Source organism: Pseudomonas sp. FW305-3-2-15-E-TSA4, assembly GCF_058787295.1.
Map to the genome: position 1 here is coordinate 81,642 of NZ_JBYSZP010000004.1, position 19,985 is coordinate 101,626.

17 protein-coding genes are annotated in these 19,985 nt (G+C 60.9%); 2 read left to right on the forward strand and 15 right to left on the reverse strand.

Annotated features, from left to right (window positions below; genetic code table 11):
• Positions 1–9 precede the first annotated feature (9 nt).
• Entirely contained in the window at positions 10–1,191 is a 1,182-nt protein-coding gene (locus tag AC3WMV_RS06605) for an aminotransferase class V-fold PLP-dependent enzyme (RefSeq protein WP_027612570.1), read from the forward strand.
• Between the two features lie 5 nt (positions 1,192–1,196).
• On the opposite strand, the gene AC3WMV_RS06610 is transcribed toward AC3WMV_RS06605, so the two are convergent.
• The 4 genes from AC3WMV_RS06610 to zwf all read right to left on the reverse strand — a co-directional run bounded on the left by AC3WMV_RS06610 (position 1,197) and on the right by zwf (position 4,947).
• On the reverse strand, positions 1,197–1,922 hold the full coding sequence (locus tag AC3WMV_RS06610) for an intradiol ring-cleavage dioxygenase (protein ID WP_027612569.1): 726 nt from the start codon (positions 1,920–1,922) through the stop codon (positions 1,197–1,199).
• A gap of 175 nt (positions 1,923–2,097) precedes the next feature.
• Entirely contained in the window at positions 2,098–2,763 is a 666-nt protein-coding gene (locus AC3WMV_RS06615; protein WP_003227433.1) for a bifunctional 4-hydroxy-2-oxoglutarate aldolase/2-dehydro-3-deoxy-phosphogluconate aldolase, read from the reverse strand.
• A gap of 17 nt (positions 2,764–2,780) precedes the next feature.
• Positions 2,781–3,494, reverse strand: coding sequence for a 6-phosphogluconolactonase (gene pgl / locus AC3WMV_RS06620; RefSeq protein ID WP_103369643.1), 714 nt, complete (start codon positions 3,492–3,494; stop codon positions 2,781–2,783).
• Positions 3,481–4,947: a glucose-6-phosphate dehydrogenase gene (zwf, locus tag AC3WMV_RS06625; RefSeq protein ID WP_097085913.1), complete on the reverse strand. Its 1,467-nt coding sequence runs from the start codon at positions 4,945–4,947 to the stop codon at positions 3,481–3,483. Before zwf ends, pgl begins: the two co-directional genes overlap by 14 nt.
• A gap of 226 nt (positions 4,948–5,173) precedes the next feature.
• Between zwf and AC3WMV_RS06630 the strand changes: the two genes are divergently transcribed.
• A complete protein-coding gene (locus tag AC3WMV_RS06630; protein ID WP_169842436.1) occupies positions 5,174–6,034 on the forward strand; it encodes a MurR/RpiR family transcriptional regulator in 861 nt (286 codons plus the stop codon).
• A 137-nt stretch (positions 6,035–6,171) separates the two neighbouring features.
• Here AC3WMV_RS06630 and AC3WMV_RS06635 read toward each other — a convergent pair whose 3' ends face one another.
• From AC3WMV_RS06635 to edd, 11 genes are all read right to left on the reverse strand, one after another.
• Positions 6,172–7,026 carry a D-hexose-6-phosphate mutarotase gene (locus AC3WMV_RS06635; RefSeq protein WP_007969321.1) on the reverse strand — a complete coding sequence of 285 codons (855 nt, stop codon included), beginning with the start codon at positions 7,024–7,026 and terminating at the stop codon, positions 6,172–6,174.
• A 112-nt stretch (positions 7,027–7,138) separates the two neighbouring features.
• The gene (locus AC3WMV_RS06640; protein WP_027612565.1) at positions 7,139–8,488 is read right to left on the reverse strand and encodes a carbohydrate porin; all 1,350 of its coding nucleotides are present in this window, start codon (positions 8,486–8,488) and stop codon (positions 7,139–7,141) included.
• 193 nt (positions 8,489–8,681) lie between these two features.
• Positions 8,682–9,842 carry an ABC transporter ATP-binding protein gene (locus tag AC3WMV_RS06645; protein WP_103369644.1) on the reverse strand — a complete coding sequence of 387 codons (1,161 nt, stop codon included), beginning with the start codon at positions 9,840–9,842 and terminating at the stop codon, positions 8,682–8,684.
• 2 nt (positions 9,843–9,844) lie between these two features.
• Complete coding sequence (locus tag AC3WMV_RS06650; protein WP_007969317.1) at positions 9,845–10,690, reverse strand: carbohydrate ABC transporter permease; 846 nt, start codon at positions 10,688–10,690, stop codon at positions 9,845–9,847.
• Entirely contained in the window at positions 10,683–11,591 is a 909-nt protein-coding gene (locus tag AC3WMV_RS06655; protein WP_007917874.1) for a carbohydrate ABC transporter permease, read from the reverse strand. The genes AC3WMV_RS06650 and AC3WMV_RS06655 overlap by 8 nt, the downstream gene beginning before the upstream one ends.
• A 153-nt stretch (positions 11,592–11,744) precedes the next feature.
• Positions 11,745–13,046 carry an ABC transporter substrate-binding protein gene (locus AC3WMV_RS06660; RefSeq protein WP_027612563.1) on the reverse strand — a complete coding sequence of 434 codons (1,302 nt, stop codon included), beginning with the start codon at positions 13,044–13,046 and terminating at the stop codon, positions 11,745–11,747.
• 118 nt (positions 13,047–13,164) lie between these two features.
• Positions 13,165–14,424, reverse strand: a complete 1,260-nt coding sequence (locus AC3WMV_RS06665; RefSeq protein WP_103369645.1) for a D-mannose isomerase — start codon at positions 14,422–14,424, stop codon at positions 13,165–13,167.
• Between the two features lie 225 nt (positions 14,425–14,649).
• On the reverse strand, positions 14,650–16,119 hold the full coding sequence (locus AC3WMV_RS06670) for an ATP-binding protein (protein WP_027612561.1): 1,470 nt from the start codon (positions 16,117–16,119) through the stop codon (positions 14,650–14,652).
• Complete coding sequence (locus tag AC3WMV_RS06675) at positions 16,109–16,840, reverse strand: response regulator (RefSeq protein WP_007917879.1); 732 nt, start codon at positions 16,838–16,840, stop codon at positions 16,109–16,111. Before AC3WMV_RS06675 ends, AC3WMV_RS06670 begins: the two co-directional genes overlap by 11 nt.
• 177 nt (positions 16,841–17,017) lie before the next feature.
• Positions 17,018–17,968, reverse strand: a complete 951-nt coding sequence (locus AC3WMV_RS06680) for a glucokinase (protein ID WP_103367434.1) — start codon at positions 17,966–17,968, stop codon at positions 17,018–17,020.
• Entirely contained in the window at positions 17,965–19,791 is a 1,827-nt protein-coding gene (gene edd / locus AC3WMV_RS06685) for a phosphogluconate dehydratase (RefSeq protein WP_047599558.1), read from the reverse strand. Before edd ends, AC3WMV_RS06680 begins: the two co-directional genes overlap by 4 nt.
• Between the last annotated feature and the right edge of the window lie 194 nt (positions 19,792–19,985).

The following is a 19,985-nucleotide window of genomic DNA, read 5'->3' on the forward strand; positions in this document are numbered from 1 at the left end:
GCCTCGACCATGCCTGATAACACCCGCCGTGCCCGTGACGAAGCGTTCTGGCAAACCTTCGCCGATCGTTACGAAGCGCAAACCGGCCCGCTGAACTTGGAGAACGGTTACTTCGGGCGCATGTCGCGCACAGTGATCGAGGACTATCAGCGCAATATCGAGCTGATCAACACCAGCAACTCGGTGTACGTGCGCCAGCGTTTCGAACAGCACGACAGCCTGGAGATCCGTGCGCAACTGGCCGAGACCATCGGTGTGCGCGCGCAGAGCGTGGCCTTCACCCGCAACGCCAGTGATGCGCTGCAATCGCTGATCCGCAATTACAATCGCCTGCTTCCGGGCGATCAGGTGCTGATCAGCGACCTGGAATACGACACGGTCAAAGGTGCCATGCGCTGGCTGTCACGCTATCGCGGCGTCGACGTGATCGAGATCAACCACACTCACCCGGCCAGTTTCGACAGCCTGCTGGACAGTTACCGCGAAGCCTTCATCCGCTATCCGAAACTCAAACTGATGGCCCTGACCCATGTTACCCACCGCACCGGTCTGGTGATGCCGGTGCAGGCCATCGCCGAGCTGGCGAAACAGCATGGCGTGGACATCATCCTCGACGGCGCTCACGCCCTTGGCCAGATCGAGTTCAATCTGGAAGCGATGGGCATCGCCTTCGCCGGTTTCAACCTGCACAAGTGGATTGGCGCGCCATTGACCCTGGGCTTTCTGTACATCGCCCCGCAGCGCCTGGCCGACATCGATCCGGACATGGGCGAAATGCACTTTCCGGCCACCGACATCCGCGCCCGCACGCCGTACAGCACGCCGAACATTCCGGCGCTGATGTCGCTGCCGCTGGCGCTCGAGGAGCACCGCTCGCTCGGCGGCGCTGCGGCCAAAAGCGCACGGCTCAATTACCTGCGCAATCTGTGGGTCAGCGCGGTGCGGCACCTGCCGGGGATCGAGGTGATGACCCCGGACGATCCGCGCCTGTATTGCGGGATCACCTCGATGCGTTTCACTCGCCACGCCGATCAACAGGCAATGGTCGAGCGCCTGCTCAACGAGTACAACCTGTTCACCGTGGTACGCAACGGCGCAGCGAGCGGGCCGAGCATTCGCATCACGCCGGGGCTGACCACCACTGCGGCTGACATGCAGTTGCTGACCCGTGCACTCAACGAGCTGCGTTGATCGGTTCACACGGTGTACTTGTCGAAGTCCTCGGGTTTGATCTGCGACGAGGCGGCAAAGGTGTCGATGCCGATGGTCAGGTGGCCGAAGAAACCGTCCTCGTGAGAGTCGCGGCCGATCGGCCACACGGTCAGGGTCGAATCTTCGCCGCGCATGTTGCTGTAGTAGCTGTCATCGGCATTGTTCAAGGGTGTCGAGGCTCGCCCGCGATAGTCACGGGCATTGAGCACCGCGCGTGACACCACTTCGGGGAAATACAGCTGACCGACCCAGGCCACGTTGCGCTCCTCCAGATATTCACTGCCGCTGACCATGCGCACCGCCACATGAATGTGCAGCGCCCGACCGGCATAGAACCCCGGATAGATGGTGGTGAAGCGCACCCGCCCCTGCTGATCGCAGAACTGGCTGCCACGCAGATAGGTGTCATCGTCGGTGCGCGGCACCGAGCCGATAGCATCGGAGTCGACCTCCAGATCCGGATTGATCCGGCTCCACCCCGAATAGGCGCCTCGTGCATTGCAGTGCCAGATGTCCACCAATGCTCCGCTCACCGGTTGACCGGTCATCGCGTCGACAATGCTCAGGCGCAACAGCAAGGGTAGCCCTTCGGCGCCTTCGCTGATGTTGCGCCGCAGCAATTTGGGATTGCGAAAGTACGGCCCGGCGATCTGCTCGGGGGCCAACTGGTAGATTGATGATGACGATGCGGTTGAAGTGTCTCGTTCCATGACGCGTTCTCTTTTCCATAAGATGAACGCAGATTAACGGCGCACGAGCCCCGCGGTGCGGTAACTATGTGTCGCGCCGTTTCCATGAGTATTTTTGCCGGGCAAAAAAAAACGGTGCACCGACCAAGCGCACCGTAAAGCCGTAGAACACACAACGAAGTGTCAGGTAAAACGTTTAGTCCAGCAGCGCCAGGGCCTCGGCGGTGCATTCCTGAATGCGCGCCCAGTCGCCGTTCTTGATCCATTCGGGATCGAGCATCCAGCTACCGCCCACGCACATGACGTTTTTCAGCGCCATGTAGCTCTTGATGTTGGCCGGGCCGACGCCACCGGTCGGGCAGAATTTCACTTCGCCGAACGGGCCGCCGAGGGCCTTGATCGCTGCCACGCCACCGCTGACTTCCGCCGGGAACAGCTTGAAGCGGCGATAGCCCAGGCCATAGCCTTCCATGATGCCAGAGGCGTTGCTGATGCCCGGCAGCAGCGGAATCGGGCTGTCGACGCTGGCTTCGAGCAGGTCACGGGTGATGCCCGGGGTGACGATGAATTGCGAACCCGCCGCTTCCGCCGCTGCAAGCATGTTGCGATCAAGCACGGTGCCGGCACCGGTCACCAGTTCCGGACGCTGCTCACGCAGGATCTGGATCGCCTTGAGACCGAACTGCGAACGCAGGGTCACTTCCAGCGCGGTCAGGCCACCGGCGGCCAGAGCGTCGGCCAGTGGCAGCACGTCCTGTTCACGGGCGATGGTGATCACTGGCAGGATCCGCGCCTTGGCGCAGAGGCTGTCGATCAGGGCAACTTTGTCCGCCATGGAAACGGTCGGGGATGGATTTTTCATAGCGGCTGATCCTTGGCTCATGGGCACCAGTAAATCTCTAACGTAGGTTGCAGAAACGCGCGCACCGGCATGGCCGCGACGTCGTCGGATGCCAGTGCGGCATTCAGAGTGGTCAGTTTCGACTGACCGGAAATCGACAGAATCTTGTGCTTCGCCGAAGCCAGCAGCGCACGGCTCATGGTCAGACGTTGACGCGGCACACTCGGCGCCAGCATCGGCCAGCAGCGACGGCTGCCGTCAGCCTGCAAGGCTTCAGTCAGGTTCGGGCTGTCGGGGAACAGCGACGCGGTGTGACCGTCATCGCCCATGCCCAGCACCAGCACGTCGATCGGCGGCAATTCCGCGACCAGACGGTCGGCCTGTTCCGCAGCCTGCTCGACGTTGGCCGCCGCGCTGTAGAGGCTGAGGAGCTGCGCCTTGGCGGCCGGGCCTTTGAGCAGGTACTGCTTGAGCAGGCCGGCGTTGCTGTCGGCGTGTTCGACCGGTACCCAGCGTTCGTCGGCGAGGGTCACGACGACCTTCGACCAATCCAGCTCCTGCTTGGCCAGGTGCTGAAAAAACGCCACCGGGCTGCGACCGCCTGAGACCACCAGCACCGCGTTGCCGCGTGCAGCGATGGCATCGCTCAACTGCTTGGCGACGTTCAGCGCCAGACCTTCGGCCAACAGCACCGGGCTCTTGAATTCGTGGGCATTCACGCCCGCGGGCAGTTTCACATCAGATATCGCCATACCACGACCTCCCGTCCCGCGTGATCAGTGCAATCGAGCTCATCGGCCCCCACGACCCGGCCGCATACGGCTTGGGCGCGTCACCGGACTTCTTCCAGCCGGCGATCAACTGGTCACACCACTTCCACGCGGCTTCGATTTCATCTTTACGGACAAACAGGTTCTGATTGCCGTTCATCACTTCCAGCAACAACCGCTCGTAGGCGTCGGGGATCCGCGCACTGCGCCAGGTGTCGGAGAAATTCAGTTGCAGCGGGCCGCTGCGCAGTTGCATGCCCTTGTCCAGGCCTTGCTCCTTGGTCATCACCCGCAAGGAAATGCCTTCGTCCGGTTGCAGACGGATGATCAGCTTGTTGCTGATCTGCAGGCGCTGTTCCGGCGCGAAAATGTAGTGCGACGGTTCCTTGAAGTGGATAACGATCTGCGACAGCTTTTGCGGCATGCGCTTGCCGGTACGCAGGTAGAACGGCACGCCGGCCCAGCGCCAGTTGCGGATGTCGGCACGCAGGGCGACGAAGGTTTCGGTGTCGCTCTGGGTGTTGGAATTCGGCTCTTCGAGGTAGCCCGGCACGGACTTGCCTTCGCTGTGCCCGGCGATGTACTGACCGCGCACCACTTGGGTGGTCAGGCCTTCCGGGCTGATCGGCGCCAGGGCCTTGAGCACTTTCACCTTTTCGTCACGGATGCTGTCGGCGGACAGGTCGGCTGGCGGGTCCATCGCAATCAGGCACAGCAGCTGCAACAGGTGATTCTGGATCATGTCGCGCAGCTGGCCGGCCTTGTCGAAGTAGCCCCACCGGCCTTCGATGCCGACCTTCTCGGCCACGGTGATTTCCACGTGGGAGATGTAATTCTGGTTCCACTGGGTTTCGAACAGGCTGTTGGCGAAACGCAGCGCGATCAGGTTCTGGACGGTCTCTTTGCCCAGGTAGTGGTCGATGCGATAGGTGCGGTTCTCCGGGAAGAACTGCGCCACGGCGTCGTTCACCTTGCGCGAGGATTCCAGATCGGAGCCGATCGGCTTTTCCAGGACCACGCGGGTGTTTTCTGCCAGACCGACTTTTGCCAGGTTCTCACAGATCGCGCCGTACACCGCTGCTGGTGTGGCGAAGTAGGCAATCATGCGTTGCGCGCTGCCGGCCGCTTCGGCCAGCGCCACATAGTCTTCAGCCTTGAGGAAGTCGACGTGCAGGTAGCTCAGGCGCGCCAGAAAGCGCTCGGCCACGGCCTCGTCCAGCTCTTTGCCGACGTAACGGCGCAATTCGGCGGCGATGAACGCCATGTGCTGCTGCTCGGAGCCGGGTTCACGGGCCAGCGCGATGATGCGCGTGTCCTCGTGCAACAGGTCGGCGCCATCGAGGTGATAAAGGGCAGGAAACAGCTTGCGCAGGGCCAGATCGCCCAGAGCGCCGAACAAGGCAAAGGTGCACGGTTCAACCGTAATCGAAGGCATGATGTTTGTTCTTTTATCAAGTTAAGCTACAAATACCTTTTTTCAAGGCATCACTCAAGGGAAAATGTAGTAATAACCACAACATTTTCGCAAAATACAGATTCCGAGTGGTGGTCGGTCGGAGCCACCAGTAGGATAGGCCACCGTTACGGGCCACATCAAAGGCCCAATTTGCATAGCCCGGCGCACCTTTGCGCAGGTGAATTAGGAATTCCATATGGACCGCGTGCGAAATTTACTGGAACAGATCCAGAGTCGCCTTGAAGAGCTGAACAAGGCCGAACGCAAAGTCGCCGAGGTGATCCTGCTCAACCCGCAGCAGGCCACCCGCTTCAGCATCGCCGCCCTCGCCCAGGCCGCATCGGTGAGCGAGCCGACGGTCAACCGTTTCTGCCGTTCGTTCGGTGTCAGCGGCTACCCTGAACTCAAGCTGCAACTGGCGCAAAGCCTGGCCAGTGGCGCGGCGTATGTCAGCCGCGCGGTGGAGGCCGATGACAATCCCGAGGCGTACACGCAGAAGATTTTCGGCAGCGCCATCGCCTCGCTTGACAGCGCTTGTCAGGCGCTCGATCCGAACCTGATCAGCCGCGCCGTCGACCTGTTGATTCAGGCCCGGCAGATCCACTTCTTCGGCCTCGGTGCCTCAGCGCCTGTGGCTTTGGATGCGCAGCACAAATTCTTCCGTTTCAACCTCGCCGTCACCGCGCATGCCGATGTGCTGATGCAGCGAATGATTGCTTCGGTGGCGCATACCGGTGAACTGTTCGTGATCATTTCCTACACCGGCCGCACCCGCGAACTGGTGGAAGTGGCGCGCATCGCCCGGGAGAACGGCGCTTCGGTGCTGGGCCTGACCGCCGAGAATTCACCGCTGGCCAAAGCCAGTACCCTGAGCCTGAACATTCCGCTGCCGGAAGACACCGACATCTATATGCCGATGACTTCGCGGATCATTCAGTTGACGGTGCTGGATGTGCTGGCGACCGGCATGACGCTGCGTCGCGGGGTGGACTTCCAGCCGCATCTGCGCAAGATCAAAGAGAGCTTGAATGCCAGCCGGTATCCGGTGGGTGACGAGTTCAACTGATCCAGAATTCAGGCTGATTGATCCGGCCTCTTCGCGAGCAAGCCCGCTCCCACAGGTGATCGGGTTCCTTCAATTGGAATGCCATCTACTGTGGGAGCGGGCTTGCTCGCGAAGGCGCCAGTCGACTCACCGCAAATCTAGGCCGCCGCCCACGCCTGCAAACTCAAATGCGCCTTCTCCCCCGGCGCCAGATGCAGGCTGTCGGTACCGCCCGCCGCCGCTTCGACACAAACGAACTCCGTCACTTCATCCCAGCTCACGCCCAACAGGGGGCGCGAGCCAGGATGCCAGACCACGGTATCGCCGCTATCACCGGTATCGATGCACAACTCGCGCTGCCAGGCGTGATCCTTGAGCTGTAATTCGCCGTCGTGCTGGAACACCCGCTGACAGCCGCCATCGACGCGCAACTCGCCTTCCTGCTGACAGGACTGGCGGCTCAGTTGGTCATAACCCTGCGCACCTTCAAGCCCAGACAGCGCTATCTCACCGACATCACCAATACGCCAGTAAGCGTGCAAAGCCTGGCTCAATTGGCACGGCATGTCGTCCTGATGCTCGGTGCTCAGGCGTAATTCCATTCGTTCACCGAGGTGCGCATGCAGGTCAACCTGCCAGTCGCACAACTGCAATTGCCAGTGCAGTCGCACGCCATCCTCGGCGCTGCTGCTGTCGAGCAATTTCCAGTCGAGCAGTCGTGCCCAGCCATGGGATGGCCAGGCATTTTCGCTCGGATGGCGGCCATACCACGGCCAGCACACCGGCACGCCGCCGCGAATGGCGCCAACGTGGGGCCACTTTGCCGCACACCACAGCCACGGTTTCTGCCCGCGTGGCTGAAAGTGCAGCAACTGCGCGCCCTGGCGGCTGAACACCGCCTGACACAGCGGATGGTCGATCACCAGCACATCGCGCATCTGATAGCGCTCCCAGGCGAACACCGGTCGCTCGCGCAGGGATTTGAAGAAGCGTTGCAGCGGATGCTCATGCATTGGCTACGGTTCCGAATTCGACTGTCATGGGTTGCGCCACCCTCAAAAAAAAGCGGACAGCCTTGGCTGTCCGCAAATATGCGCACATAGAGAGGAGCTTATCGCAGACGCGTCAGAACGTAGACTGAATTTTCAGACCGGCGACCAATGCGTTGTCCACTTCATCCACACCACCCGGGTGAGTGATGTACTGCAGGTTAGGACGTACGGTCAGCCAGTTGGTGACGTGGAAGCCGTAGTTGATCTCGTAGTTGTATTCGGTTTCACGAATCGGCGAGAACACCGGATTGTCGTAGTCCGAAACACCGTTGGACGCATTCAGGAACTCGGCGTTTTTCTTCACGTCATCGTTGACATGAATACGCGCCGCACCGATACCCACGTCATCTTTAGGACGCGCGTCGAACGGGCCCTTGTAGACAAACATCACCGACTGGTAGTTGTCGATGAAATTGGTGTCCTTGTCGTGGAACGTGGCGTTGGCCGCAATGTTCAGACCGCGCGATGCATCACCGTTGTGGCTGGTAAGTTGCTGCTGCGCGACGAACCAGTAGCCGTGTTTGCTGCTGTGGGTCTTGTACGCGTCGCCAGTGGTTGCAGCGTCGAAGCCGTTGACGTCTTCACGGACGTCATTGGCGTCAGCCGTGCTCTTGTAGTAACCGACGCGGTATTCGCCCGGCAGGCTGTTGACCTTCGGCGACCAGACCAGTTCGACTGGCAGAACGGTGCCTTTGGTGCCGCTGCCGCTGAGCTTGAAGCCGTTGCCGTGTTCCAGTTGCGACGGGTTCTGGTTGTAAGCACCGATCTGCGCGTAGAGCTCGTCGTTGATGTTGTACTTCACACGGATCGCGGCCTGGCTGACCGGCCAGTTGTACCAGATGTTGGTCGCCCAGTTACCCACTTGCGAGCCGCAGAACGCCAGGTTCTGGAAGTCGCACGGGAAGGTGTTGAAGTCTTCGCCTTCACCGAAGTAACCGGCCTTGACGTCGAGCTTGTTGTCGAAGAACTGGTGCTGAATCCACAACTGGGTCAGACGTACCATGTGGCCCCGACCGTAGACTTCCTGCGACGACGACAGAGTGCCGGCACGCGGATCGCCAACGCGGTCGTTGGAGATGTTCTGGCCGTTACGGTTGGTCAGCTGGATCTTGGCCTGAGTGTTGTCCCAGCCCCAGAGTTTTTGCAGGTCCAGCGCCACGCCCAGACCGAACTGATCGCTGTAGCGACCGGTCTTGTCGTCGTTATAGCCGCCATGCAGGTTGGCGCCCATTTCCCCAACGTAGTCAGCCTTGATGTCGATACCCTGCTCGATCAGCTTGGTCCGCTCGCCACCCCAGTCACCGGTCATCCATTTCGAGTCGGAGCTGAAGGCATCCGCCGCCATGGCGTTACCGGCCAGCACCAATGCCGCCGCAGCTGACACTTGGCAGATCAACCGGGCATTGACGTGTTTCTTTTTCATCCCTACATCCTCGTCTTTATTGTTATTAACTGTTTTTTTCCAACGCGGTTTACATAAATTGCGATGGAATACAGGCCATCCACCGCGTGCTCCTTTGTGGGAGCGAGCCTGCTCGCGAATGCGGTGTATCAGGCGACATCAATGCTGGATGTCAGACCGCTTTCGCGAGCAGGCTCGCTCCCACATTTGTTCCTCAGCGCCCCTTGAACTGGGCCACGTTCGCAGACCGCGCTTCGGTCTGCGCCTGGCCCGCAACGCCCAGACGCTCGCCAGTCCTGGCATCGAACAACAACACTTTCGACGGATCGAATTGCAGGGTCAGGGTCTCGCCCACCTGCGGTGCCACGTCCGGTGCCAGGCGGCAGCAGACTTTGGTTTCATTCAGGTTGACGAACACCAGGGTGTCCGGACCGGTCGGCTCGGTGACCTGCACTTCGGCCTTGATGCTCGGCAGACCATTGCCCTCGCCGTTCGCCAGAACGATCTGTTCCGGGCGCAGGCCGAGGATCACTTCGCGATCTTCCAGCCCTGCATCCTGCATGCTCATCGGCAACTCGCAACGCGCCTGGCCGCTGTCAAGCAGTGCCAGCAGACGACCGTCCTTGCGTTGCAGACGCAGCGGAATGAAGTTCATCGGCGGCGAACCGATGAAGCTCGCCACGAACAGGTTGGCCGGATCGTTGTAGATCTCTTTCGGCGTGCCGAACTGCTGAATGATCCCGTCCTTCATCACCGCCACTTTGTCGCCCAGGGTCATCGCTTCGATCTGGTCGTGGGTCACGTAGACCGTGGTGGTTTTCAGGCGCTGGTGCATCAGTTTCATTTCGGTGCGCATCTCGACGCGCAGCTTGGCGTCGAGGTTGGACAGCGGTTCGTCGAACAGATAGATCTTCGGCCGACGCGCCAACGCACGGCCCATCGCCACGCGCTGTTGCTGACCACCGGAGAGCTGGCCCGGCTTGCGGTTGAGCAAGTGTTCGATCTGCAGCAGCTTGGCCACGCGCGCGACTTCTTCGTCGATCGCCGACTGGCTCATCTTGCGAATTTTCAGACCGAACTCGATGTTCTCGCGCACGCTCATGGTCGGGTACAGCGCGTAGGACTGGAACACCATGGCGATGTCACGATCCTTCGGGCTCATGCCGCTGACGTCCTGATCGCCGATCATGATCGCGCCACCGGTGATGGTCTCGAGGCCGGCGATGCAGTTCATCAGGGTCGATTTGCCGCAGCCCGACGGGCCGACCAGAATCAGGAACTCACCGTCCTTGATCGACAGTTCGATGTTCTTCAGGGTGTCCGGCAGGCCGGCACCGTAGGTCTTGTTGACGTTGCGAAGTTCGAGCGTTGCCATGATTACCCCTTGACTGCGCCGGCCGTCAGCCCGCGCACGAAATACTTGCCTGCGACCACATAGACCAGCAGGGTCGGCAGGCCGGCGATCATCGCCGCTGCCATATCAACGTTGTATTCCTTGGCGCCGGTGCTGGTGTTGACCAGGTTGTTCAGCGCCACCGTGATCGGTTGCGAATCACCGCTGGAGAACACCACACCGAACAGGAAGTCGTTCCAGATCTGGGTGAACTGCCAGATCAGGCAAACCATGATGATCGGGGTCGACATCGGCAGAATGATCTGCCGGAAGATCGTGAAGAAACCCGCGCCATCCAGCCGTGCAGCCTTGATCAGCGCATCGGGAATGCTCACGTAGTAGTTACGGAAAAACAGCGTGGTAAACGCCAGACCATAGACCACGTGCACGAAGACCAGGCCGGTGGTGGTGCTCGCCAGGCCCATCTTGCCGAGGGTGAACGAAGCCGGCAGCAGCACGGTCTGGAACGGCAGGAAGCAGCCGAACAGCAGCAGACCGAAGAACAGCTGCGAACCGCGGAAGCGCCAGAACGACAGCACGTAGCCGTTCAACGCGCCGATGGCGGTGGAGATGACCACGGCCGGCACGGTGATCTTGATCGAGTTCCAGAAGTACCCGTCAACCGTGGCCCAGGCCTTGACCCAGCCGATGCCGCTGACCACGGTCGGCCAACTGAGCAGGTTGCCGGTGCTGATGTCTTCCGGGGTCTTGAAGCTGGTCAGCAGCATCACCACCAGCGGAATCAGGTACAGCAGGACCGCGAGGATCAGCACCGCGTAGATCGCGACGCGACTCAGGCTGAAAGCGGGTTTGGCAGCGAGACTAGTCATTACGCTTGGTCCTCAGCTCGGAGTACAGGTAAGGCACGATGATCGCGAGAATCGCACCGAGCATCAGAATCGCACTGGCCGAGCCCATGCCCATCTGGCCGCGACTGAAGGTGAAGGAGTACATGAACATCGCCGGCAGATCGGAGGAATAACCCGGGCCACCCGCCGTCATCGCCGCGACCAGGTCGAAGCTCTTGATCGCGATGTGGGCGAGGATCATCACCGCACTGAAGAACACCGGACGCAGGCTTGGCAACACGACTTTCCAGTAGATGGTCGGCATGCTCGCGCCATCGATCTGCGCGGCACGGATGATCGACTGATCGACCCCGCGCAGGCCGGCGAGGAACATTGCCATGATGAAGCCCGAGGCTTGCCACACAGCAGCGATCACCAGGCAGTAGACCACGCGATCCGGGTCGATCAGCCAGTCCAGACGGAAGCCTTCCCAGCCCCAGTCACGCAACAATTTGTCCAGGCCCATGCCCGGGTTGAGCAGCCATTTCCACGCGGTACCGGTGACGATCATCGAGAGCGCCATCGGGTACAGGTAAATGGTGCGGATAAAGCCTTCGCGACGGATGCGCTGGTCGAGGAACACTGCCAGCAGCACACCGATCACCAGGGTGATGCCGATGAACATGCCACCGAACACCGCGAGGTTCTTGCTCGCCACCCACCAGCGATCGTTGTCGAACAACCGCGCGTATTGCGCCAGGCCGGCCCACTTGTAGTTGGGCAGGAACGTCGAGGTGGTGAACGACAGCACGAACGTCCACAGGATGTAGCCATAGAAGCCCACCAGCACAATGAACATGCTCGGCGCCAGCACCAGTTTCGGTAGCCAGCGCTGCAGTGCATCGAACGGCGAGGCCTTGCTGAACACAGCAACAGAACTCATGGGGAAATCCAGTACAGGGAATAAAAACTACAGTGAGATCCCTTGTGGGAGCGAGCCTGCTCGCGAAAACGGTGTGTCAGTCGACGGATGTAGCAACTGACATGACGCCTTCGCGAGCAGGCTCGCTCCCACAGGGTTCGAGCCTGCTTTTAGTTATTTGGCCGACTGAACCGCCGCGCCCAGTTTCTTGGCCGCATCGGCCGGGTCGGCTTTCGGGTCGTTGATGTAGTTGGTCACGACATCAAAGAACGCGCCCTGCACCGCCAGCGTGGTCGCCATGTTGTGCGCCATGCTCGGCTGCAGACCACCGGACTTGGCGTCTGCCAGGAAGTCCTTGGCAGCGGTCTGCGCGCAGGAGTCGAAACCGAGTTTGTCCATGTTGTTCAACATGTCGTTACGTACCGGGATCGAGCCTTTGTTGATGCTGAAGACTTTCTGGAAGTTTTCACCCAGCACGACTTTGGCGATGTCCTGCTGACCGGCCGCAGTGCCTTTGTCTTTCTGCTTGAACACCGCCAGGGAGTCGATGTTGTAGGTAAACGCCTTGTCGGTGCCAGGGAACGCTACGCACTCGTAGTCCTTGCCGGCGACTTTCTTGGCGGCGGTCCATTCGGACTTGGCCCAGTCACCCATGATCTGCATGCCGGCCTTGCCGTTGATGACCTTGGCCGCTTCCAGGTTCCAGTCCTGACCCTTGCCGTCCTGGTCCATGTAGGTCGCGACTTTCTTCAGCTCGGTCAGCGCCTTGACCATTTCCGGACCGGTCAGCGCTTTGTTGTCCAGGTCGACCAGGGCTTTCTTGTAGCCATCAACGCCCATGACCGAGAGCACCACGGCTTCGAACACGGTGCTGTCCTGCCAAGGCTGACCGCCGTGAGCCAGCGGGATGAAGCCCGCAGCCTTGAGCTTGTCGCCGGCGGCGTAGAATTCTTCGAGGGTGGTCGGGTTCTTGGTGATGCCGGCCTTTTTGAAGACTTCCGGGTTGATCCACAGCCAGTTCACCCGGTGAATGTTCACCGGTACGGCCACGTAATCACCGTCGTACTTCACGGTATCGGAGACTTTCTTGTCGAGCAGGCTGTCCCACTTCTCTTCTTTGGCCACGTCCTTCAGGACGTCGGTGTCGAGCAGACCGGTGGAAGCCCACTCCTGGATGTCCGGGCCCTTGATCTGGGCGACACCTGGTGGGTTGCCGGCAACGGCGCGGCTTTTCAGCACGGTCATCGCCGTGGCACCGCCACCGCCGGCGACAGCGCCGTCTTTCCAGGTGAAACCGTCTTTTTCAACTTGCGCCTTGAGCACATCGACAGCGGCTTTTTCGCCACCGGACGTCCACCAGTGCACGACTTCGACCGAACCTTTGGATTCGGCAGCGGAAACACTGAGAGGCAGAATTGCGAGCGGGAACAGGGAGGCGACAGAAATGACAGTAGCGAGGCGAGAAATCGCATTCATCTGAGATGTACCTTTCTTGTTGTTATGCATGCAAGTCTGGTGCTTGCGCTGCACAGGAGTTTAAACAGGGCGATTCCCTTCGCAGGTAACGAAGGGACGCGCAAATGTCACCACATGGTTACACAGGAACAGCCCGGGATAATCGCGCCAGAGCTGTCGCCATACTCGGTGACAAGGGTAGACGAGGGATCAATACCGCCTGCCAGGCATGATACAGATCGGGTTTGCCCGGCCAGATATCGGCGCTCGGACGGTTTTGCGGATCGAGTTCGTGATGCCAGCTGCCGTCGCAGCGATCGATGAAATGGCCTTCACAGAATTCCCAGAACCGCCGGTACCAGGTCTCGTATTGCGCATCACCGGTGCGTTTGAGCAAGGCGCTGGCAGCCGCGCTGGCTTCAGCATGGGTCCAGTGCAAGCGATGACGCACCACGGCTTTATTGCCCCAGTCGAGGGTGTAAACGATCCCCGGCGCGCCATCGACGTCCCAGCCGTTGCGGCAATTCTGTTCGAAGAGTTTCTGTGCATCGGTCGCCAGCCAGCCCGGCGTAAGCATCCCGGCCTGGACCCGCGCGGCTTCAAGGTGCAGCAACAGCCGCGCCCACTCGAAACCGTGGCCCGGCGTGGTGCCGTAAGGGCGGAAGCCGTCGGCCGGATTGTCGCGGTTGTATTCGCGCAGCGGTTGCCAGTCGCGGTCGAAGTGTTCGATGACCATGTAGCCATTGGCGGCGGCGTGACCGTGGATCACCCGCTCGACGATGCGCTGCGCACGTACCAGCCAGCGCGGATCTTCAGTGACATCGGCCAGCGCGAGGAATGCTTCGGTGGCGTGCATGTTGCTGTTGGCGCCGCGATAGGCCTCTTCTTCGCGCCAGTCGCGATTGAAGAATTCGCGCATGGCGCCCTCTTCTTCGCTCCAGAAATACGTGTCGATGATGTCGATCGCATCATCCAGCAGCGCCTGGGCGCCGGGACGCTGCGCGACCACTGCCGAGCTGGCCGCGAGCGCGACAAAGGCATGCAGATAGGCGTTCTTGCCGGTGTTGCCATCGCGGTGTTCGGCGACCGCAAACCAGCCGCCATGCAGCGCATCACGCAATGGTCCGCGCAAGGCTGCGATACCGTGATCGACCAGTTCGGCAAACCCCGGCAGACCCTGAATGTGAGCCATGGCGAAACTGTGGGTCATGCGTGCAGTGTTCATGGTTTCGGCTTGCGCGTGCGCCGGCAAACGGCCGCGCTCGTCGAGATTGCCGAAACCCTCGGGCAGTCTGGAAGCCTTGGCGAATGCCAGCAGGCGCAGACCTTCGTCGGCGAGCCATTGCTGGTGGGCAGGGGCATTCAGCCAACTGCTGAAGTCTGGGTGAAAGGTGTCCATGAGTGGCCCTTTTTTGTTGTTATGACTGCGGGCAGTCTAAACAACGGGCCGGGGTGGGCTTGTAACGAAGGGGGCGGGTTTTGTCACCAGCTCGTGACATTTATGTTGGATGGACCGACGCCTTCGCGAGCAGGCTCGCTCCCACATTCGACTGCGTTCCTTCAGTTGAAACGCAATCAACTTGTGGGAGCGAGCCTGCTCGCGAAGAACGATAACTCGGTCTGACTAATCAACACTGCGCGGCAACTGCAACGTCACGCGCAACCCGCCCTCACGCAAATTCTGCAGCGTCACCTCGCCGCCATGACTGTGGGCAATGTTGCGCGCAATGCCCAAGCCGAGACCATAACCCTGCTGCTGCCCGGCCAAGCGAAAGTGCGGCTCGAACACCTGCTCCAGCCGCTGCTCCGGTACGCCCGGGCCTTCGTCGTCGACGTGCAGGACAAACGCGCGCTCATCGTCATCGATGTGCAGATGCGCGTTCTGCCCGTACTTCAGCGCATTGTCGATCAGGTTGCCGATGCAGCGCTTCAACGCCAGAGGTTTGCCTGGATACGCCGCCAGCGCCTTGCCCTGCTGGGTCACGCGGCCATTGCCGTTGGGCGCCAGATACGGTTCTACGAGGCAGTCGAGTACATGATTGAGGTCGACCGGCTCGATGTTCTCGTGGATGTCGGTGTCTTTCACGCACTGCAGCGCGCCCTTTACCAGCAACTCCAACTCATCCAGATCGCGACCGAACTTGGCCTGCAACTTCTCGTCTTCGAGCAGTTCGACTCGCAAGCGCAGGCGGGTAATCGGCGTGCGCAGGTCATGGGAAATCGCGCTGAACAACTGGCTGCGTTCGGTCAGGTAACGGCTGATGCGTTCGCGCATGGTGTTGAACGCACGGCCCACTTCCACCACTTCACTGCCGCCGCCCTCGGCCACCGGCTCGACATCGGCACCCAGCGACAGATCCCGCGCCGCCCGCGCCAGACGCTTGAGCGGCCGGCTCTGCCAGTGCACCAGCAGGCCGATGAACAACAGCAAGAAGCCGCTGGTGAGGACGATGAACCACACCTGCTGTGCCGGCAGGCCTTGCTCTTCAAGACTGGTGTAGGGCTCGGGCAACAGCGACGCGATGTACAGCCATTCGCCGGGAGCCATTTGAATCTGCGTGACCAGCACCGGCGGATTCACCGGTTCCAGCGTCAGCGCGTAATGCGCCCACGAGCGCGGCAGCTCATCGAGTTTCAGCCCGGCATTGAAGATCCGCAGATCCTCGGGGCTGACGAAGGTCACCGAGATATCGGTATCGTGGCCCAGCGACTGGCGCAACACTTCGTCCACCGCTTGAATCACCGCAGCCTTGCGCGGGGTGATCGGCAGCACGTCCATGCCCAGCGGCTTGTCGTTGAGCGTCACCACGAACCGGGTGCCGCCCATGCTGCGCAACTGGTCGAGCACCAGCGGCCGATACGCCACCGGCAACGAGCGAAAATAACTGACGCTGGCGGTCATCGAATGGGCAAGGCTGCGGGCGCTGGTGACCAGGCCTTCAAGCTGGGTGGCACGCAGTTGCGAGACCCAGATCACGCTCGACAACGTCTGCGCAAACAACACCGCCAACAAGGTCAGCAGCAGCATCCGCCCGAGCAGCGAACGCGGCACCGGCACTTTGCTGGCGAGCCGGCGCAGCGACTCAGTGAGCATTGCCGGCAACCACATTGGCTGCCAGTTGATAACCGCTGCCGCGCACGGTGCGGATCAGACGCGGCGGTTTTTCCGTGTCGCGCAGGCGCTGGCGCAAACGGCTGACGGCCATGTCGACGATGCGGTCGAGCGGCATCAGGTCACGGCCACGGGTGGCGTTGCCGATGGTGTCGCGGTCGAGAATTTCCTGCGGATGATCGAGAAACAACTTCAGCAACGCGAAGTCGGCACCGGAGAGAATCACTTCTTCGCCGTCGGTGTGGAACAGTCGATGGCTGACCATGTCCAGCCGCCACTCGTCGAAGGCCAGCACGTCGCTGCCGCTGCGCTCCTGACCGAACTGCGCGCGACGCAGTAAAGCCTTGATTCGCGCTTGCAGTTCACGGGGGCTGAAAGGTTTGCCGAGGTAGTCGTCAGCGCCGAGCTCCAGCCCGATTACCCGGTCGGCTTCGTCGGAACTGGCGGTGAGCATGATGATCGGTACCTGCGCCTGACGCGGATGCTGACGCACCCAGCGGCACAGGCTGAAACCGTCTTCATCGGGCAGCATCACATCGAGGATCACCAGATCGCTCGGCGCTTCATTAAGCGCCTGGCGGAAACTGGCGCCATCGGCGGTGGCCCGCACCTGAAACCCGGCGCGGGTCAGGTAGGTTTCCAGCAACTCGCGTATTTCCTGGTCGTCATCGACCAACAATATCGACTTGTTGACTGAGCTCACTTCGAAGGCATCCTTGTTGTTGGAATTGGGGCGGATTATGCCTGATGAACCTTGGAAATTTGTTGCCTGTTCTGGCCTCATCGCTGGCAAGCCAGCTCCCACAAGGTCTTGTACACATCCTGAGATTGTCTTCAATCCTGTGGGAGCTGGCTTGCCAGCGATGAAAGCGACTCGGTCTCAAGCCTGTTCGAGTGCCACACCAGCGCCGACAAGCCCGGAATACGGCGCCGTCACCAGCCACACCGGAATGCCCATGAAGTAATCGCTCATGCAGCCCTTGTCGGCGAAGCTGCGGGCGAAACCGCTTTCGACGAAGAAATCGGCAAAGCGCGGAATCACCCCGCCAACGATATACACGCCGCCGCGACCACCGGTGGTCAGCACGTTATTGCCGGCCACGCGGCCGAGCCAGCAGCAGAACTGCTCCAGCACTTCCAGGGCGATCGGATCGCCAGCCAGACCGGCTGCGGTAATCGCTTCCGGCGTATCAAGTTTTGGTTCATGTCCGTCCACCGCGCAGATCGCACGATACACCCGCGGCAAACCACCACCACTCAACGCCGTTTCCGCACTGACGTGGCCGATTTCGTTGTGGATGTGCTGCCAGAGCTGGGTTTCACGCGGACTGCTCAGCGGCAGGTCGACATGACCGCCCTCCCCCGGCAACGCGGCAAACCGGCCTTCGCCGAGATCGAGCAAAGTGCCGACGCCCAGGCCAGTGCCCGGGCCGATCACCACCGCCGGGCGCAACGGCTCCGGCGTGCCTTCGCAGACCACGCGGAATTCGCCGGGCTGCAAACGGGTCATGCCCAGCGCCATCGCCGAGAAGTCGTTGATCAGCAGCAGTTGCTCGACCTGCAAGGCCTTGCAGAACGCCGTGCGGCTCAGGCGCCAGTGGTTGTTGGTGAACTTGAACTCATCACCACTCACCGGCCCTGCCACCGACAGGCACACCGAACCGATCGAACCCGGCGCCAGACCGAGGCCGCTCAGGTACAGGCTGATCGCCTGTTCCGGGCTGGCGTGGTCGGCTGTCGCCAGCACCTGAACCGATTCCAGTTGCTGGTTTTTCCACAACGCGAACCGCGCGTTGGTGCCTCCGATATCACCGACCAAAGCCAGTTTCAATTAAGCGTCTCCAGGGCAGAAGTGAAGGCGCTGGCGCCCTGCTCCGCCGAGCTGAAGGCCAAACGCATGAAGCCAAATAGTTCGCGACCGCTGCCGATGTTGTTGCCCAACAGGCCTTTGGCAGGTTCGCGCGCTGCAAATTCGGCGGCGTCGACCTTGAGTTCCAAAGTGCCTTTGACGCCATCGACGCGGATGATATCGCCCTCTTGCACCCGCGCCAAAGCACCACCGACATACGCTTCGGGACTTACGTGAATCGCCGCCGGGATTTTCCCCGACGCGCCGGACATGCGCCCGTCGGTGACCAGCGCGACTTTGAAGCCGCGATCCTGCAGCACGCCGAGGAACGGCGTCATCTTGTGCAGCTCGGGCATACCGTTGGAGCGCGGGCCCTGGAAGCGCATCACCGCGACAAAATCCTTTTCCAGCAAACCGGCCTTGAACGCATCGGCCAGGTCCTGTTGATCCTGGAACACCATGGCCGGAGCTTCGACGATCTGGTTTTCCAGCGCCACGGCGGAAACCTTCATCACTCCGCGACCGAGGTTACCTTCCATCACTCGCAAGCCACCTTCGGCGGAGAATGCACGAGCGACCGGGCGCAGGATGTTTTCGTCGAGGCTTTCGATCGGGCCTTCGCGCCACACCAGCTCACCGTTATCGAGGAACGGCTCTTTGGTGTAACGGCTCAAACCATGGCCGAGCACGGTGTTGACGTCTTCGTGGAGCAGGCCGGCTTCGAGCAGTTCGCGTATCAGGAACGACATACCGCCAGCAGCCTGGAAGTGGTTGATGTCGGCTTTACCGTTCGGGTAGACGTGGCTCAGGGTCGGCACGACTTCGGAGAGGTCGGCCATGTCCTGCCAGGTCAATTGAATGCCCGCGGCCATGGCGATGGCCGGCATGTGCAGGGTGTGGTTGGTCGAGCCGCCGGTGGCGTGCAGCGCGACGATCGAGTTGACCAGCGCCTTCTCGTCGACGATTTCGCCGATCGGCATGAAGTTGCCGTTCTGCTTGGTCAGGCGCGTCACCTGATGCGCGGCTTCGCGGGTCAGGGCATCACGCAGCGGGGTGTTCGGGTTGACGAAAGACGCGCCCGGCAAGTGCAGGCCCATGACTTCCATCAGCAACTGGTTGGTGTTGGCGGTGCCGTAGAAGGTGCAAGTGCCCGGGCTGTGGTAGGACTTCATCTCCGATTCCAGCAGCTCTTCGCGGGTCGCCTTGCCTTCGGCGTACTTCTGCCGCACGTCGGCTTTTTCCTTGTTGGAAATCCCCGAAACCATCGGCCCGCCCGGGACGAAGATCGTGGGCAGATGGCCGAAGCGCAGCGAACCCATCATCAGGCCCGGGACGATCTTGTCGCAGATGCCGAGCATCAGCGCGCCGTCGAACATGTTGTGCGACAGCGCCACCGCCGTGGACATGGCGATCACCTCACGGCTCGGCAGGCTCAGTTCCATGCCCGGCTCGCCCTGGGTCACGCCATCGCACATCGCTGGCGTACCGCCGGCAAACTGGCCGACCGAGCCGATTTCGCGCAGGGCGTTTTTGATCTGCTGGGGAAAGACTTCGTACGGCTGGTGCGCCGAGAGCATGTCGTTATACGAAGAAACAATGGCGATGTTCGCCGAGTTCATCATCCGCAAGCTGTGCTTGTCTTCGCTGCCGCAACCGGCTACGCCGTGGGCGAAGTTGGCGCATTGCAGCTTGCCGCGCATCGGCCCGTCGGTGGCGGCGCCGCGAATCAGTGCAAGGTAAGCCTGACGCGTGGCGCGGCTGCGGGCGATAAGCCGTTCGGTGACCTCAAGAACGCGGGGATGCATGTGTAGAACTCCAGGCTAACGGATGTGGCGACCTGATTGTCTATGCTGATCAAACGCCGTTGTTGTTGGAATGACAGACGGCTTTTTTGACCATTCGGACCAGTTGATTCAGGTCACTCGTTGTAGATAAAACAAAATATTGCCACTAAAAAGGCTTGTTTTCTATTTTTATGCGAATAATCTTGTAATTCCAA

What these genes read in the sequence shown, in the direction of transcription:
- AC3WMV_RS06605 (WP_027612570.1), top strand. Translation starts at nt 10, where the DNA reads ATGCCTGATAACACCCGCCGTGCCCGTGACGAAGCGTTCTGGCAAACC.
- AC3WMV_RS06610 (WP_027612569.1), bottom strand. Translation starts at nt 1,922, where the DNA reads ATGGAACGAGACACTTCAACCGCATCGTCATCATCAATCTACCAGTTG.
- AC3WMV_RS06615 (WP_003227433.1), bottom strand. Translation starts at nt 2,763, where the DNA reads ATGAAAAATCCATCCCCGACCGTTTCCATGGCGGACAAAGTTGCCCTG.
- pgl (WP_103369643.1), bottom strand. Translation starts at nt 3,494, where the DNA reads ATGGCGATATCTGATGTGAAACTGCCCGCGGGCGTGAATGCCCACGAA.
- zwf (WP_097085913.1), bottom strand. Translation starts at nt 4,947, where the DNA reads ATGCCTTCGATTACGGTTGAACCGTGCACCTTTGCCTTGTTCGGCGCT.
- AC3WMV_RS06635 (WP_007969321.1), bottom strand. Translation starts at nt 7,026, where the DNA reads ATGCATGAGCATCCGCTGCAACGCTTCTTCAAATCCCTGCGCGAGCGA.
- AC3WMV_RS06640 (WP_027612565.1), bottom strand. Translation starts at nt 8,488, where the DNA reads ATGAAAAAGAAACACGTCAATGCCCGGTTGATCTGCCAAGTGTCAGCT.
- AC3WMV_RS06645 (WP_103369644.1), bottom strand. Translation starts at nt 9,842, where the DNA reads ATGGCAACGCTCGAACTTCGCAACGTCAACAAGACCTACGGTGCCGGC.
- AC3WMV_RS06650 (WP_007969317.1), bottom strand. Translation starts at nt 10,690, where the DNA reads ATGACTAGTCTCGCTGCCAAACCCGCTTTCAGCCTGAGTCGCGTCGCG.
- AC3WMV_RS06655 (WP_007917874.1), bottom strand. Translation starts at nt 11,591, where the DNA reads ATGAGTTCTGTTGCTGTGTTCAGCAAGGCCTCGCCGTTCGATGCACTG.
- AC3WMV_RS06660 (WP_027612563.1), bottom strand. Translation starts at nt 13,046, where the DNA reads ATGAATGCGATTTCTCGCCTCGCTACTGTCATTTCTGTCGCCTCCCTG.
- AC3WMV_RS06665 (WP_103369645.1), bottom strand. Translation starts at nt 14,424, where the DNA reads ATGGACACCTTTCACCCAGACTTCAGCAGTTGGCTGAATGCCCCTGCC.
- AC3WMV_RS06670 (WP_027612561.1), bottom strand. Translation starts at nt 16,119, where the DNA reads ATGCTCACTGAGTCGCTGCGCCGGCTCGCCAGCAAAGTGCCGGTGCCG.
- edd (WP_047599558.1), bottom strand. Translation starts at nt 19,791, where the DNA reads ATGCATCCCCGCGTTCTTGAGGTCACCGAACGGCTTATCGCCCGCAGC.